The 15,340-nt window shown below is 57.2% G+C and carries 14 protein-coding genes; 11 read left to right on the top strand and 3 right to left on the bottom strand.

All coding sequences use genetic code 11. The features are described from left to right. Positions 1–178: 178 nt before the first annotated feature. From K3169_RS17770 to K3169_RS17730, 9 genes are all read left to right on the top strand, one after another. Positions 179–1,405, top strand: a complete 1,227-nt coding sequence (locus tag K3169_RS17770) for an RtcB family protein (protein WP_263267284.1) — start codon at positions 179–181, stop codon at positions 1,403–1,405. 4 nt (positions 1,406–1,409) lie between these two features. Next, on the top strand, positions 1,410–2,750 hold the full coding sequence (locus K3169_RS17765; protein WP_263267283.1) for a HEAT repeat domain-containing protein: 1,341 nt from the start codon (positions 1,410–1,412) through the stop codon (positions 2,748–2,750). Between the two features lie 30 nt (positions 2,751–2,780). Then, positions 2,781–3,575, top strand: a complete 795-nt coding sequence (locus K3169_RS17760) for a nucleotidyltransferase domain-containing protein (RefSeq protein ID WP_263267282.1) — start codon at positions 2,781–2,783, stop codon at positions 3,573–3,575. Positions 3,576–3,580: 5 nt separating this feature from the next. Beyond that, positions 3,581–4,609 carry an RNA 3'-terminal phosphate cyclase gene (gene rtcA / locus K3169_RS17755; RefSeq protein ID WP_263267281.1) on the top strand — a complete coding sequence of 343 codons (1,029 nt, stop codon included), beginning with the start codon at positions 3,581–3,583 and terminating at the stop codon, positions 4,607–4,609. Positions 4,610–4,745: 136 nt separating this feature from the next. Beyond that, a complete protein-coding gene (locus tag K3169_RS17750; protein WP_263272321.1) occupies positions 4,746–6,857 on the top strand; it encodes a TonB-dependent siderophore receptor in 2,112 nt (703 codons plus the stop codon). A 115-nt stretch (positions 6,858–6,972) separates the two neighbouring features. Further along, positions 6,973–7,407: a GNAT family N-acetyltransferase gene (locus K3169_RS17745; RefSeq protein WP_263267280.1), complete on the top strand. Its 435-nt coding sequence runs from the start codon at positions 6,973–6,975 to the stop codon at positions 7,405–7,407. 87 nt (positions 7,408–7,494) lie between these two features. Then, entirely contained in the window at positions 7,495–7,755 is a 261-nt protein-coding gene (locus tag K3169_RS17740) for a hypothetical protein (protein ID WP_263267279.1), read from the top strand. A gap of 237 nt (positions 7,756–7,992) precedes the next feature. Continuing rightward, positions 7,993–8,730, top strand: a complete 738-nt coding sequence (locus tag K3169_RS17735) for an SDR family oxidoreductase (RefSeq protein WP_122395167.1) — start codon at positions 7,993–7,995, stop codon at positions 8,728–8,730. Between the two features lie 140 nt (positions 8,731–8,870). Then, positions 8,871–9,968 (top strand): SMP-30/gluconolactonase/LRE family protein, encoded by a 1,098-nt coding sequence (locus tag K3169_RS17730; RefSeq protein ID WP_263267278.1) that lies wholly within the window; start codon positions 8,871–8,873, stop codon positions 9,966–9,968. 154 nt (positions 9,969–10,122) lie between these two features. Here K3169_RS17730 and K3169_RS17725 read toward each other — a convergent pair whose 3' ends face one another. From K3169_RS17725 to K3169_RS17715, 3 genes are all read right to left on the bottom strand, one after another. Beyond that, positions 10,123–10,452 (bottom strand): hypothetical protein, encoded by a 330-nt coding sequence (locus tag K3169_RS17725; protein WP_027899337.1) that lies wholly within the window; start codon positions 10,450–10,452, stop codon positions 10,123–10,125. Between the two features lie 111 nt (positions 10,453–10,563). Then, positions 10,564–11,394, bottom strand: a complete 831-nt coding sequence (locus K3169_RS17720; RefSeq protein WP_263267277.1) for a DUF1206 domain-containing protein — start codon at positions 11,392–11,394, stop codon at positions 10,564–10,566. A 472-nt stretch (positions 11,395–11,866) separates the two neighbouring features. Next, entirely contained in the window at positions 11,867–12,952 is a 1,086-nt protein-coding gene (locus K3169_RS17715) for a tartrate dehydrogenase (RefSeq protein ID WP_099268331.1), read from the bottom strand. Between the two features lie 108 nt (positions 12,953–13,060). Here K3169_RS17715 and K3169_RS17710 point away from each other — a divergent pair, with 108 nt between their 5' ends. Beyond that, a complete protein-coding gene (locus K3169_RS17710; protein ID WP_263267276.1) occupies positions 13,061–14,014 on the top strand; it encodes a LysR substrate-binding domain-containing protein in 954 nt (317 codons plus the stop codon). Positions 14,015–14,302: 288 nt separating this feature from the next. Continuing rightward, positions 14,303–15,340, top strand: coding sequence for an ABC transporter substrate-binding protein (locus K3169_RS17705; protein WP_122395171.1), 1,038 nt, complete (start codon positions 14,303–14,305; stop codon positions 15,338–15,340).

Raw genomic sequence — 15,340 nt, 5'->3', positions numbered from 1 at the left:
TATATTTCTATTAAAAACAATTAGTTATAAAAGATTGCATGCCTTCTTCTAGATGTTGGCATGCCCGCTGCAATTACCTGTTCATAGCAAGGGGCAGTTGTAGCGCTGAACGCCAACCGCCGGAATGCAATCCAGGCCCATCTTTATGAATAGCGGCCATTGAATAGAAGTAGAGATCATGGAAACGAACACCTACCAACTGCTGGAAGTCATCAACGGCAAACCCATCAAAATGTGGACCGAGGGCGTGCCGGTAGAGAACGAAGCCAAAGAGCAATTGATGAATACGGCGCGCATGCCGTTCATTTTCAAACACATGGCCGTCATGCCTGACGTTCATCTGGGCAAGGGGTCCACGATCGGCAGTGTGATTCCGACGGTGGGGGCGATCATTCCGGCGGCTGTCGGTGTGGATATCGGCTGCGGCATGATTGCCGCGCGAACCTCTCTCACGGCGGCGGACCTGCCGGACAACCTGGCCGGGCTGCGCAGCGCCATTGAGAAAGCGGTGCCCCATGGCCGGACGTCGACTCGTTCCCGTCGGGACAAAGGCGCCTGGGACGAAATCCCGCAACAGGCGGATAACGTGTGGGGCGCGCTGTATCCGCGCTTCAAATTGATCACCGATAAATACCCTTCGCTGGCTAACACCAACAACCGCCAGCATCTGGGAACGCTGGGCACCGGCAACCACTTCATCGAGGTCTGCCTGGACGAGGCCAACCGTGTCTGGTTCATGTTGCACAGCGGCTCCCGCGGGGTAGGGAACGCCATCGGTAACCTGTTCATTCAGATGGCCCAGGCAGACATGCGGCAGCACATTGCGGATCTGCCGCATCGTGATCTGGCCTATTTCGAAGAGGGCAGTCAGCACTTCGATGATTATGTGGAAGCCGTGGGATGGGCGCAGGATTTTGCCCGGCAGAACAGAGAACTGATGATGCAGGCGGTGATTCAGGCCACACGTCAGGTGATCAGCAAACCGTTTCAAGTGGCGCTGGAAGCCGTCAACTGCCACCACAACTACGTGCAAAAAGAGCAGCATTTTGGTGAGGAAGTGCTGATCACCCGCAAAGGTGCGGTGTCGGCGAAGAAGGGCGAACTGGGGATTATCCCCGGCTCCATGGGGGCCAAGAGCTTCATCGTCCGCGGTTTGGGCAATGAAGAGGCATTCTGCTCTTGCAGCCACGGTGCCGGGCGCACCATGAGCCGGACCAAAGCCAAGAACACGTTCACTGTGGAAGACCAGATTCGCGCCACGGCTCACGTTGAGTGCCGAAAGGACGCCGCAGTGATCGACGAAATTCCAATGGCCTACAAAGACATCGATAAGGTCATGCACGCCCAGCGTGAGTTGGTGGAAGTGCTGCATACCTTGCGACAGGTCGTATGCGTTAAAGGATAGGGCGATGAATGAGGTAATGACGTTCGAACACCTGCGAGACTGGCATTACCAGCTGACTGACCTTGAGGCCAGGTATGTTCGGGAAATCCAGGAAACTCATGATGCGGCCAGAGCCCTGGTGGCGCTGAGTCGGTTCGGTAATGGTTTTGTCCGGGAGGCAGCTGTGCAAAGGCTTGCCGGGCAGGCCTCCACTGAGGCGCTGCTTGCGATCCTGGAGCGCTTGAATGATTGGGTGCCGCAGGTCAGGCAACAGGCACAAAAGGCGCTTGAGCAGTTTCTGGTTATCGAGCGGGTTGACCTGCTACTGCAAGCCCTGACGCCGCTATTGGCCTTGGGAAACAAGCAGCGCGTTGATCATCGCGACACCTTGCTCAAGGCCCGCAGCCTGTTATCACTGCCGCAATTGCGGGAACAGGTCGGGCAAGCGTTTGCTTCATGCCGCGGCAAGGCGGCGCGGTTTGTCTTCGATCTGTTGCTTGAGCATTGTGTGGATCGGCCGTCGTTTCTGACTGCCACGTTGATGCACGAGGACGTCACGGTCAGGCAAAAGGCCGTCACTGCCTGCGCTGACTTGCCGACGACAGACGCTGTGCCGTTGCTTGAACGAGCACTGCAATCATCGGCGGCCAGTCTGCGCGTGCAAGCGCTGCGGGGCTTGTTGAGCATGCTGGAGGATCCGCGTGAGCATTTGCAGGCTGGCCTGCTCGATGGCTCCTCGGCCGTTCGCTGTCTGGCTCGTTGGGCTGCGCCGCGTTACGCCGTGGACAGCCGGGAAGTATTGCTGTCTCGACTGGACAAGGACGTTCCGTCCAGCAAGCGCGAATGGCTGGGGTTGCTCGGGCTGGCGAAAGAGCTGGATGAACCACTCCCTGCTTCGGTGTTGCAAGCTGCATTGGAGTCGCCTGTCGCCGTTGTTCGTGTGCAGGCGCTGCAATTGTTGGGGGAAGCGGGGCTGGAGCGGCAACTTGCGGCGCTGGACGATCAGTCTGACAAGGTGTTCCGCGGCGCGGTGCAGCTGTTGAGTCACCAGACCTGGTCGCGGTTCGATGCGCAACTCGATCAGCGCCTGGACAGCGACTGGCATGTCCTGAGTGATCAGCGTCGTGGGGCGTTATTGGGCCTGAAGCCCGTGTGGCTTCAGTTGCAGTATCTGCTGCGACGTTACGATCAGGCCACGGTGGATGCTGATGCCTGGCTAAATCATATCGTCGTCTGGTGTGACGCTCAGTACACGCTGGTGGATCCGGTTACGCCGAAAGCGCAGCGCGAGGCGCTATTGCAGCGTTTAAAGGCTATGGAAGATTCAGGTGATTTGAAGTCAGGCACGGTACGTCGCCTGCGTTAAATATGAAACATGAAGGACAGGATTATGGGAATGGAAGATGCAGTCGCTCATCCCCTCAGTAGCGCCATGCGCGAACGGGTGCTGGATGAGCTGAAGCGCATAGAGCGCGAGCGCAACGTCACAGTGCTGTATGCCTGTGAATCAGGCAGTCGCGCCTGGGGTTTTGCGTCCACTGACAGCGATTACGATGTGCGTTTTGTGTACGTCGAGCGTCCGGAATGGTTTGTTCAGGTCGACGCGCCACGGGATGTGATCGAGCGCCCGTTGGATGACGAGCTGGACATCAGTGGCTGGGAGTTGCGCAAGACCCTCGGCCTGCTGCGCAAGTCCAATCCGACGTTGCTGGAGTGGCTCGACTCGCCGCTGGTTTATCGCAGCGAAACCGATGCTACCCGGCGTCTGCGCGAGCTTGCGGAGGCGTTCTACAGTCCGCCAGCAGCACGCAATCATTATCTGTCGATGGCGAAGAAGAATTTTCGCGGTTATCTGCAAGGTGACGAGGTGCGGCTCAAGAAGTACTTCTACGTGCTTCGTCCGTTGCTGGCGGTGCGCTGGATCGACCAGGGCAGGGGAAGGCCGCCCATGACGTTCGCGGACTTGTTGACCACGGTTGACGATCAAGCGCTGCTTGATGAAGTCGCCGAGCTGCTGGTTCTCAAGCGCAATGCCGATGAGGCCGCTTATGGCCCGCGGCGAGTCGCGTTGCATGCCTTCATCACGGCAGAGCTTGGGCGTCCGGTGCCCGTGCTGAAGCGTACGGTTGAAGACAATGGGTTACTGGACGAATACCTGCGGCAAATGGTTCGACATTACGCAGAAGGGTGAAACAGATGAAGCAGGACATGATTGAACTGGACGGATCCATTGGCGGCGGTCAGGTGTTGCGCAGTGCCTTGAGCTTGTCGATGTTGACCGGTCGGACGTTGCAGATCGAAAACATCAGGGCCCGGCGCAGCCGTCCGGGATTGCTGCGTCAACACCTGACCGCTGTGCTTGCCGCTGCGCAGGTGTGTGGGGCGAGCGTCTCGGGTGCGGAGTTGGGTTCACAACGTCTGCGTTTCGAGCCAGGGGTTGTTCATGGCGGCGATTACCGTTTCGCCATTGGTACGGCTGGAAGTTGCACATTGGTGCTGCAGACTTTGCTGCCTGCGCTGTTGCAGGCGTCGGAACCGAGCAGGGTGACGATCTCCGGTGGCACTCATAACCCGTTGGCGCCGCCGTCGGACTTCATCGAGCGAGCGTGGTTGCCGCAATTGCGGCGCATGGGCGCTGACGTGGAGCTGAACCTGTTGCGTCATGGGTTTGTACCGGCCGGTGGCGGTGAGCTGGAAGTGCATATCAAGCCCTCGATGCTGAAGCCGTTGCATCTGGCGGATCGAGGCAGGTTGCTTGAATCGCGGGCTATCGCATTGATTGCCGGGCTGGCCAGGCAGGTTGCAGAACGTGAACTGCTGCACGCCGGGACGAGTCTGGATATCGCCTCTGAAGCCCGGCACTGTGTCGTGCTGGCTGATGAGCGTGGCCCGGGTAACGTCCTGATGCTGGAGTTCGCCTGCGAACAGGTCACTGAGCTGTTCAGTGCTTTTGGTCAGTCAAGACTGCGTGCCGAGGTGGTGGCGCAAGGTGCGGTAGAGCAGGCCCGGCACTGGCTGGGCAGCCCTGCGGCCGTTGGCGAGCATTTGGCGGATCAATTACTGCTGCCCATGGCAATCGCGGGTGCTGGAAGCTTCACCACGCCCTCAATGACGGAGCATTTGCAGAGCAACATTTCTGTCATTGAGCGCTTTCTGCCGGTGCGTTTCGGCTGCCAGCAACAGGCTGAAAACCTGCTGCGGGTGGAGTGCCATTCACTTGGATAGGGTCAGGTTTCCCGTCAAAACGTCCTGCGACGATCCGTCCATTTTGACAGCAGGCAAAGAGCTACACATTTGGTAACGGTTCGTAGATAATAACAATTCCCATTAATGCCCGGAATTGTCCTCTGTGTTCATCCCAATGCGTCGCGCCTATTGCGTTTCCCTGGCTTTCGGTTGTGTGTTGCTGCCTGCCTTCTCCCACGCTGAAGACACCGTTACCGAGCTGCCTGCCACCGATATTCAGGCTGCGGGCGATATCGAAAGCAGCCCTTATGTGCGTTCTACAAGCAGCACCGCAAGCAAATCGGAAGTGCCGATCAGGGATGAAGCACAGTCAGTGAACGTGGTCACCCAGCAAACCCTTGACGATTTTCAGGTCAAGTCGCTGGACGATGCGATGAAGTTTGTCAGCGGGGTGTCGCAGTCCAACACCCTTGGTAATACCAAGGACGCGCTGATCAAGCGTGGCTTCGGCACCAACGATGACGGGGCTATTTTGCGTGACGGTATTCGCTCGGTGGTAGGGCATAACCTTGGGGCTACCACTGACCACGTGGAAGTGTTGAAAGGGCCGGCGTCGCTGTTGTACGGCGCAATCGAACCGGGCGGTTTGATCAACGTCGTCAGCAAGCAGCCGCAATACACCCGCAGCACCACCATCACCGGCTCCGGTTACAGCGAAGGCGGTGGCACGTTCAGCGTCGACACCACCGGGCCTATCGAAGATACCGGGCTTGCTTACCGGCTGGTTGCCGAGCGCGGCCACGAAGATTACTGGCGCAACTACGGGGTCAACGAGCACACGCTTGTGGCTCCTTCCCTGAGCTGGACCGGCGAGCGCGCCAAGCTGACCCTGGCTTACGAATACAACGACTATTCCAGCCCGTTCGACCGTGGCACCGTGTTCGCCAATGGCAGGCCCGCAGCGGCCAGTTACAAGGATCGTCTGGATGAGCGCTGGGCCAAGACCGTCGGCATCAGCGAAACCGCCACCGCGAAGTTTGAGTACCAGCTTAATGACGACTGGAAAACCCGGGTGACGTATGGCTGGAACAATGATCGGTATAGTCTGGCGATTGCGCAGCCCGATACGTTGACTGGCAGCACGCTGACTCGTCGTGCCAATGGTGGTCATTACGATTACGAGACACGGTATACCAGCCTCGACTTCATCGGCGAGCAGCAGTTGTTCGGCCAGCGCCACGACATTCTGATTGGCGTGGACAATGAGGCGCTCGACAAATACCGCGGCAAGACCTACCGAAATGCGATTGGCAGGAATGGCGTGGGCTCGATCAATATAGATAACCCTCAATATGGTGGTTTGGCTGAACCCAGCACTGTTAACGCAGTCCAGAGCAATGCTCGCAATGAGCTGACCTCAACGTCCGTTTATTTCAAGGACAACTGGCATTTGAATGACCAGTGGATTCTGGTCTTTGGTGGACGTCAGCAGCACTACGATCAATACAGTGATCAGGGGTTGGTTACCCGCGTAGTAGGGCGTGACGACAATGGCGACGCCTTCGTTCCGTTTGTCGGTGTCGTCTATCAACCCACCGAAGCGCTTTCCCTGTATGGCAACTACAGCGAATCGTTTGTACCTAACGAAACCGTTTCGGATGACAACAAAACCTTTGATCCCGAAGAGGGCCGCAGCTACGAAGTTGGCCTCAAGTACAATCCTTCGGATCGGCTGAACGTCAACGTTGCTGTGTTTGATATCGTCAAGAAAAACGTGGTGACTCCCGTCACGGTAGGTACCATTACCACCAATGAGCTGACAGGCAAAGCAGGCTCCAGAGGCCTGGAACTCGACGTCACAGGCAAACTGGCCGAGCGCTGGGACATGATCGGCACCTACGCCTATACCCACACTGAAGTGCTTGATGATGCGCAGGCTAAAGGCAAGCGCCTGACCAACGCGCCGATGCATACCGCCAGCCTGTATCTGACACACCACCTGGCTTTCCCTGAGCAGACCGGGCAATGGCATGTTGGTGGAGGCGCACGTTATGTGGGCGAGCGCGCAGGTGACAAAGAAAATACTTTCTTCATGGACAGCTACACCGTTGCTGACGCTTTCCTGCGTTGGGACCTGCCAACCAAAGACTACAAGACCCGTTTGCAGTTGAACGTCGATAACCTCTTCGACAAAGAGTACTACCCGTCAGGTACGGGCAGCAGCGAAGTACAGATCAACGTCGGTGAAGCGCGTACTGCGCGTTTGACTGCCAGCGTTACCTTCTAATTACCCCTGCTCTGAAGAAGCTGCCGGAGATTCCTCCGGCAGCGCTTCTGTCATCTATCTCGCCGAATCTTCTGTTAGCCTGCCGAACTTCTAATCAGCGGCGTCAGGCTTTCCAATGTTCACCATCCGCACCATGACCATGGACGACTACGACGCAGTCATTGCGCTCATGAGCAGCACCCCCGGTGTCTCGGTCAGGGACGCAGACTCTCGCGATTCAACCTCAAGGTATCTGCAACGCAACCCCGGAATGAGCTTCGTTGCTGAAGTGGATTCCGTACTGGTTGCGTGCGTGATGTGCGGCCACGATGGCCGAAGAGGGTATTTGCAGCATTTGCTGGTGCTGGATAATTATCGGCGCCAGGGGATTGCCAATCAGTTGGTGGAGCGCTGCCTTGCAAGTCTGGAACGCGAAGGCATTTTCAAGTGCCACATCGATGTCTTGAAAACCAATCACACTGCTGCCGATTATTGGGTCAGGCAAGGTTGGCAATTAAGGACAGACATTGACCGCTACTCTTTCATCCGGACTGGTAACGACAACGCGTGATGGATGCAGGGAACGTGCTGCTTGTATGGAACCAACGCTCTAGCCTGCGGTTCGAAGCAGTACATTCTCAATCAGGACATTCACCCCATGCTTAAAACTCTTGCCTACAGTCTGATGCTGGCTTCCACCATTGGCCTGGCCGCTTGCGATCCGAAATCCGAAGACAAGGCGCAGGAAGCCCAACAGCACGCTGAGAAAGCACAGAACAAAGCCGCCGATGCGGCCAAGGAAAATGCCAAGGCTGCAGAAGCGCAGGCCGAGTCTAAAGAAGCCAAGGCCGAAGAAGACAAGACCTTTGTGCCAACCACCCAGGTTCCAGAGTCGCTCAAGACACCTGAGAAGAACTGATACACACCGTAGGACCGGCTTTAGCCGGGAGAGGGGCGTTAAATCCACCCTGTTTCCCGGTCAGGATAACGCTCTCCCGGCTAAAGCCCGGTCCTACAGCTATTCGTTTTTCTTCGCAAACCCCACCGCAGAATCAGGCAATCACTCCGAAGGATCGGTCTAATTGCTCCCGCGTTATCGCCTTACTCTGAATGCGTATCGAGCTACCGGCTCATCATTCGGATAAGGACAATAATCATGTCGAACATCAAAAACAAAGTCGTGGTAATCACCGGCGCAAGCAGCGGTATTGGCGAAGCCACGGCGCGGCTGCTGGCCGAGAAGGGCGCGCACGTTGTGCTCGGTGCGCGGCGTACCGAGCGCCTGGCAGAACTCTGCAAAGAACTGGTTGCCGCCGGTGGCAGCGCGCAGTATCAGGCCGTAGACGTGACCGATCGGGCCAATGTGCAAGCCTTCGTCGACTATGCCGTTAGCCAGTTTGGTCGCGTCGATGTGATCGTCAATAACGCCGGGGTCATGCCGCTGTCCAGGCTGGATGCGTTGAAGGTGTCCGAGTGGGATCAGATGATCGATGTCAACATTCGTGGCGTATTGCACGGCATTGCGGCCGGCCTGCCATTGATGCAGAAGCAGCAATCCGGGCAGTTCATCAATATCGCTTCCATCGGTGCTTATGCGGTGAGCCCGACGGCGGCCGTCTACTGCGCAACCAAGTACGCCGTCAGGGCGATCTCCGAAGGCTTGCGTCAGGAAGCAGGGGCAGACATCCGCGTTACGGTGATTTCCCCAGGCGTCACCGAGTCCGAACTGGCCGACAGTATTTCTGATGAAGGCGGGCGCGCCGAAATGCGCGAGTTCCGCAAAATCGCCATTCCGGCACTGGCCATCGCTCGGGCAATTGCCTACGCCGTTGAGCAGCCAGCCGATGTCGATGTCAGTGAATTGATCGTTCGTCCTACTGCCAGTCCTTATTGATTTACCTGGTATCTGTAGTGGCCGCGAGGGTTTTCCGCGACGTTGATATCGGGCAAACCCTCGTCCTTAACACTTGTACGATGACTTAAGCCGATGTACAACGAGCACCCCGTCCAACAATAAAATAACGGAGATGCACGATGGACTCATCGCAACAGGACACCACCGCCGACCACAGTCGCAGAGCATTCCTCAAAACGTCGCTGGCAGTATCCGCCGGTGTGGCGGCTCTGGGCAGCCTGGCGTTACCTCGATTGGCCAGTGCCGAGCCATTGAGTCAGCGTTATCCGGATCCGCTGGTCAACATCCTTGATGACAGCTTCATGGACCTGCGCATTTTCAATGCCAGCGTTGAACGCCTGGCGACAGGCCTGCGTTGGGTAGAAGGCCCTGTTTGGGTGGGTGACGGTCGTTACTTGCTGTTCAGCGACATCCCCAATAACCGCATCATGCGCTGGGATGAAGTCACCGGTGGCCTGTCGGTGTATCGCGATAACTCCAACTTCTCCAACGGCATGTGCCGTGACCGTCAGGGTCGCCTACTGGTTTGCGAAGGCTCGACGACCAGCAAGGAAGGCCGCCGCGTGACCCGCACCGAGTACAACGGCAGCATCACCGTGCTGGCCGACAACTACGAGGGCAAACCCTTCAATTCGCCCAACGACATCGTCTGCAAACGCGATGGTTCAGTGTGGTTCACCGATCCTCCGTTCCAGACGGGTAACAACTACGAAGGACACAAAGTCCCCCCGGAGTTGCCCCACGCGGTCTATCGCATTGATGGCGTGAGCGGCAAGGTCAGCCGGGTGATTGACGATCTGGCAGGGCCGAACGGCCTGTGTTTCTCGCCGGACGAAAAAACCCTCTACGTGGTTGAAGGTCGAGCCAAACCCAACCGGATCATCTGGGCCATTGCGGTCAACGATGACGGCACGCTGGGTTTGCGTCGCAAACACATTGAAGGGCTGGAGTTCGCCGGTATTGACGGCATCAAGTGCGATGAAAGCGGTAACTTGTGGTGTGGTTGGGGCAGTAACAGTGATCCCAAGGCTGATCCGGAAAAGCTCGATGGCGTTCGAGTGTTCAATCCGGATGGCAAAGCCATCGGTCACATCTCCTTGCCGGAGCGTTGCCCGAACCTGTGCTTCGGCGGGCGCGAAGGTAACCGGTTGTTCATGGCGGGCAGCCACTCGGTCTACTCGTTGTTCGTGAATACACGCGGCGCGACGTTCGTTTGATTGGGGGGACATGACACTGCGTTGTCATGCCGTAATTCGGTCTCTGTAGGAGCTGCCGAAGGCTGCGAAGCATTTCTCCTGACACGCCGCCATCGCAGCCTTCGGCAGCTACTACAGACCCGTGTTTGCCGCGAAACAAACACCTCTCCTGGGATCAGCGTTTCGCCAGCTCGTGCTTGATGCACTGTTCGTAATAGGTTTGCTTGATGGCCGCAGGTTTGAGTCGCGAGGTGCTTTTATAGGTCTGCTCGGTAATGCCCATGGCGGTCATGCGCATCCAGGGCTGTTTGAACTTGCGACCCTGCAATTTCTTGCGTGCGCCGTACAAAGTGATTCCGGCGAGTTTCGATTCCTGGGCGCCTGCGGCGATGCCCGAACCCCATGTGCAAATCGATCGACCGCTCTGAGTAACGTCCTTGGCTTGCGACGCCAGTGAAACGCTGGCCAGCGCGAGCGTCGCTACGGTCAATACAAGAATCCGCATAAATGCCAGCCCCTAAGCTTCTGAAAAGAAAGCAAGTTTGCCAAGCTCGCTAGGAGGCGAGGGGCCAGCAATAGGTATTATTTCGGAACAAATTCACCTGACGCTTAACGGTCAGTTGAAATGCCGGGTCACGGCATGCGGCGCATCGGGCACGTCCATATTGATCTTGCGCCAGGCAGCTTCGGCGAAGCTGTATACCGAAAATGCGATCAGTCCCAAGGCCACAATCATCAGCACGATGCCTCCAGCGGGAAGATCCTGCAGGCCGTTAAGCGCGTCTTTCAGACCCGGCGGGTGCATGGCCTGATAGCTTGAACCGCTGATGGCCAGCAACGCAGAGATTTCGATGAATGCCACACCTCGGGCGATCAGGCCGAATTGCGAAACCGGACGGACGTAGCGCATGACTTCTTCGTCGGCTTCGAAGTACTTCTCGAAAGACGCCTTCCAGCCTTTGATGATGTGGGTGATGCCCACGCCGAGCGGCACCAGTGCCACCAGATAAACAAGGATATTCGAATGATCCCAGGACAAAATCGTGGCAAGCAGGTCCTGGGTTTTGCCCCCTGAATCACCGGAGCTTTTGAGTGCGCTGATTAACAGACCCAAGGCAAAAAAGGCCAATGCGCCGTAGGTCACGCCGCCGACCAGCAGGCCTGTGCGAATCACCAAACCTTTGAATTCTGTGCCGTGATGATCCACGTCGCGAGTGGCCTGCAGGATTCGCCAGGCTGCAAACGCCAGCAGGCCGACTACGACAATCGCAACCATGACGTTGCCAAAAGGCTGACTCAACAGCGCTTCAAGGCTGCTATGGCTGTCTTTGGGCTGAGACGCACCCTGGGCGGCGAGCAGGGCAAAAATACCAATGATCAAATACACCACACCACGAGCGGCATAGCCGCTTCGGGCAAGGAGAGTGAGGCTGCGTTGCGGGGACATAAAGGCGATCTTCCTGAAAGTGATACAGGAGCAGACCGATGTCGGCACGCGGGGTTCGGTTTAATTGGTGTGTAGCCGGTGCTAAACAAACCATCTCCTTGGAGCTCACCCAGTGTCCCTGACGCAACTCGGTTCCCATGTGGGAGCGGTGCTTGCCCGCGATACATGAGACGCAGCTCGAAGACATACCGCGTTATCGTTTATCGTCGGAATGCCGCCCAAGGCAAGCACCGCACATGTTGGCGCTGATCTTCAGTTCATGATCGACCTGTGGGACCGGCCGGGGTAGCGCTCCACTTCATTCGGGAAGACTATTTCAGGCGGCAGAAAAGGCGGCGAATGTACCGGCCTCTTCGCGAATGAATTCGCTCCCACCAGGATCAACGCTTGCAGGCCAACATAGAATCTCCCCACACAAGATCGTATCTATCCAGTGGTTTGCGTTTTGTTCAATAGTAAATGCCGACTTTCCTTATCGCTCACACGCAGCCGCGATGGCTTTGCCCAGCGCTTCAGTATTGCCCTTGCCGCCAATATCAGCAGTCAGCGGGGCGTTTTCCGGTCCCATGGCCAGCACGGTTTCAATCGCGGTTAGCACTGCCGCACCGGCCTCCGGATGGCCCAGATGCTCAAGCATCATCGCACCGCACCAGATTTGGCCGATCGGATTGGCAATGCCTTTACCTGCGATGTCCGGAGCTGAGCCATGCACTGGCTCGAACAGGCTCGGGAAGTTGCGCTCAGGGTTAATGTTGGCCGAAGGCGCGATGCCAATGGTGCCCGTGCAGGCCGGACCCAGGTCGGAAAGGATATCGCCAAACAGGTTGCTGGCGACCACAACATCGAACCAGTCCGGATGCAGGACGAAGTTCGCGGTGAGGATATCGATGTGGTACTTGTCGACGTTCACATCCGGGTATTTCTTGCCCATTTCCACAACGCGCTCATCCCAGTACGGCATGGTGATCGCGATGCCGTTGGATTTGGTCGCAGAAGTCAGGTGCTTTTTCGGACGGCTCTGGGCCAGGTCATAAGCGAATTTCAGGATACGGTCGACGCCCACCCGGGTCATGACGGTTTCCTGCAGGACGATTTCCCGGTCGGTGCCCGGGAACATCTTGCCGCCAACACTGGAGTATTCGCCCTCAGTGTTTTCACGCACCACCCAGAAGTCGATGTCACCCGGTTTGCGATTGGCTAACGGTGCTTTCACGCCAGGCATCAGGCGGCAAGGGCGCAGGTTCACGTACTGGTCGAACTCGCGGCGGAACTGCAGCAGCGAATCCCACAGGGAAATGTGATCAGGCACTACATCCGGCCAGCCCACTGCGCCGAAGTAAATCGCATCGTAGCCTTTGAGAATCTCGAACCAGTTGTCCGGCATCATTTTGCCGTGGGCCAGGTAGTAATCGGCACTGGCGAAGTCGAACCAGTCCCACTGCAACTCCAGGTTGTGCTGCGCGGCCACCACGTTCAGCACGCGAACGCCTTCGGGCATGACTTCCTTGCCTATGCCATCGCCAGGGATGACGGCAATTTTGTAATGGGCCTTGCTCATGAGTTGCGACTCCAGGGTTGATGGTGGACGAAGCTCAGTGTATGCAGTGTTTCTGGATTAATAATTAGTCAATCGCGAAAGCCATTCTTAGATTCAAGGAAACAATCCATGAGCATGATCGATGACCTGAGCTTCTTTCAGCAGGTGGCCACGCGGGGCAGCCTGACCGAAGTTGCACGGCAGATGGGGCTGTCGCTGCCCGCAGTGAGCAAGCGCTTGAGCCAATTGGAAGCCCGGCTTGGCGTGCAGTTGCTGCAGCGCACTACGCGCCGGTTATCGTTGACCCCGGAAGGCGTGCTCTATCTGGAGGGAGGGCGGCCGATCCTGCGGCAGCTCGAAGAGCTGGAAAGCGCCCTGAACAGTCGCCAGCCGACGTTGCATGGTCGTTTGCGAATCAACGCCACGCTGGGTTTCGGTCGACGGCATCTGGCGCCCTTGGTGTCCGGTTTTGCCCGGCTGCATCCTGAACTGGAGATTTCCCTGGAACTGACCAGCCAGCCCGTCAGTTTGCTCGATGATCAGTTCGACATCGGCGTGTTCATGGGCGAGCCGCCGGACTCGCGGCTGATCGGTATCCGCCTGCTGGAGAATCCGCGAATTCTCTGTGCGTCACCTCACTATCTGGAAGGTCGGCCTCTGTTGACGCGCGTAGCGGATCTGGCCGAGCACAACTGCATCGTGCTGCGTCAGTTCGGCAGTGATTACGCCATCTGGCGTTTTCAGAAAGACGGCCAGGATTTTACCCATAAGGTCAGTGGCACGCTGTCGAGCAACGACGGGGAAGTGGCGATGAATCTGGCGCTTGACGGCCACGGTTTGATTTTGCGTTCCCGCTGGGATGTGCAGGCGCATCTGGAAAGTGGGCGGCTGGTGGCGGTACTGGACGATTATCAACCGCCGCGCGGCGATATCTATGCGATGTACCAGCACCGACGCCACATCCCGCAGCGCATCTCGCTATTCACCCGGTACCTTGCGCAGGAACTGGCTAAACGACTGCCGTTTGCGGCACGTAGCGAAGAGGTCTTTGTGGGAGCCGAGCTTGCTCGCGATGAACGATGATGCGGTCTGGCTTGAAACTGCGGTGTTCATATCGCGAGCAAGCTCTGCTCCCACAGAGCGTACGAAGGCCCGTAGGACCAGCATAGAATCTCCCACAGATTCTTCATAACCGCAGATCATGTCAGTAATGATTATTGGTGCATTGCCGGACAGGCCCCGGCTCTTGTAACGTCCTGCCGACCCGCTCGGTAACAATAAAACTTAAACCTGAGCATGCGTTGGTTTTGCAGGGTGTTCAGAAAAGGGTTTTTAAGCTGCCGAATCATTCTACGTTCAGGAAGATTTGCCATGAAAACCGTTTCATTGGGTTCAGTCTTATCCCTGTTGTGCGTTTCGATATCATGCGCGATGTCGGTATCGGCAGAAGAAATCACCTTCGTTTCCCAAGGCGGGGTTTATCAGGAAGCCCAGACCAAGGCGATTCTTGATCCGGCAGCCAAGCGCCTGAACATCACCATCAAACAAGATAGCGTTCCCGACGCCTTGCCCATGGTCAAGGCTCAGGGATCGGCGGGCAAGCCGGTCTGGGACGTGATCGATACGCCGCCGTCCAACTGCATCCGCGGCGGCAACGAAGGGCTGATCGAAAAACTCGACCTGAGCAAGATGCCCAATGTTCAAGCTATGCCGGAGGCCTATCGCACGCCTTACTCCGTCGCTTATGAGTTCTATTCTTCAGTCTTGGGCTATAACACCAAAACATTGAAGAAGGTGCCGCAGAGCTGGGCCGACTTCTGGAATGTGAAGGATTTTCCGGGGACTCGCTCATTACGTAACGACCCGATGGGGACCCTGGAGGCGGCACTGCTGTCGGACGGCGTGCCTCGTGACAAACTCTACCCGCTGGATGTTGATCGCGCCTACAAGCGGCTGGAGCAGATCAAACCGGATATCGCCGTGTGGTGGAGCTCCGGTGGGCAATCGGCACAACTGCTCAACGATGGCGAGGTCGACATGCTGATGATCTGGAACGGTCGCGCCAGTGCGGTTCGCAAGGACAATCCTGACGTCGCCTTTACCTATAACGACGGCATTCTGCAAAACACCCAATTGTGCATCCTCAAAGGCGCGCCGAACTACGCAACTGCTGTGAAGTTCGTCAACGAAGCGCTCTCACCGGACCTGCAGGCCAACCTGCCGATGTATATCGATTACGGGCCAGGTAACCCGGCTGCATTCAGCACCGGCAAGTTGACCGCCGAACGGGCCAAAGAGCTGCCAAGTTCGCCGGATAACGCCGCCAGGCAGGCATTGATGTCTGAAGAATGGTGGTCGTCGGCTGCGGGCATTGCGGCCAAGGATCGCTGGCTCAAGTTTGTTCAGTAG

Origin of the sequence: Pseudomonas phytophila (assembly GCF_025643095.1) — a bacterium.
Taxonomy (GTDB): domain Bacteria; phylum Pseudomonadota; class Gammaproteobacteria; order Pseudomonadales; family Pseudomonadaceae; genus Aquipseudomonas; species Aquipseudomonas quasicaspiana.
The sequence above is the reverse complement of the archived record's forward strand: the minus strand, read 5'-3'. Positions and strand labels throughout refer to the sequence as shown.

Excerpts from the sequence above, each read along its gene's own strand:
- K3169_RS17765 (WP_263267283.1), top strand. The coding sequence starts at position 1,410 with ATGAATGAGGTAATGACGTTCGAACACCTGCGAGACTGGCATTACCAG.
- rtcA (WP_263267281.1), top strand. The coding sequence starts at position 3,581 with ATGAAGCAGGACATGATTGAACTGGACGGATCCATTGGCGGCGGTCAG.
- K3169_RS17770 (WP_263267284.1), top strand. The coding sequence starts at position 179 with ATGGAAACGAACACCTACCAACTGCTGGAAGTCATCAACGGCAAACCC.
- K3169_RS17720 (WP_263267277.1), bottom strand. The coding sequence starts at position 11,394 with ATGTCCCCGCAACGCAGCCTCACTCTCCTTGCCCGAAGCGGCTATGCC.
- K3169_RS17760 (WP_263267282.1), top strand. The coding sequence starts at position 2,781 with ATGGAAGATGCAGTCGCTCATCCCCTCAGTAGCGCCATGCGCGAACGG.
- K3169_RS17715 (WP_099268331.1), bottom strand. The coding sequence starts at position 12,952 with ATGAGCAAGGCCCATTACAAAATTGCCGTCATCCCTGGCGATGGCATA.
- K3169_RS17735 (WP_122395167.1), top strand. The coding sequence starts at position 7,993 with ATGTCGAACATCAAAAACAAAGTCGTGGTAATCACCGGCGCAAGCAGC.
- K3169_RS17730 (WP_263267278.1), top strand. The coding sequence starts at position 8,871 with ATGGACTCATCGCAACAGGACACCACCGCCGACCACAGTCGCAGAGCA.
- K3169_RS17750 (WP_263272321.1), top strand. The coding sequence starts at position 4,746 with ATGCGTCGCGCCTATTGCGTTTCCCTGGCTTTCGGTTGTGTGTTGCTG.
- K3169_RS17740 (WP_263267279.1), top strand. The coding sequence starts at position 7,495 with ATGCTTAAAACTCTTGCCTACAGTCTGATGCTGGCTTCCACCATTGGC.
- K3169_RS17710 (WP_263267276.1), top strand. The coding sequence starts at position 13,061 with ATGAGCATGATCGATGACCTGAGCTTCTTTCAGCAGGTGGCCACGCGG.
- K3169_RS17705 (WP_122395171.1), top strand. The coding sequence starts at position 14,303 with ATGAAAACCGTTTCATTGGGTTCAGTCTTATCCCTGTTGTGCGTTTCG.
- K3169_RS17745 (WP_263267280.1), top strand. The coding sequence starts at position 6,973 with ATGTTCACCATCCGCACCATGACCATGGACGACTACGACGCAGTCATT.
- K3169_RS17725 (WP_027899337.1), bottom strand. The coding sequence starts at position 10,452 with ATGCGGATTCTTGTATTGACCGTAGCGACGCTCGCGCTGGCCAGCGTT.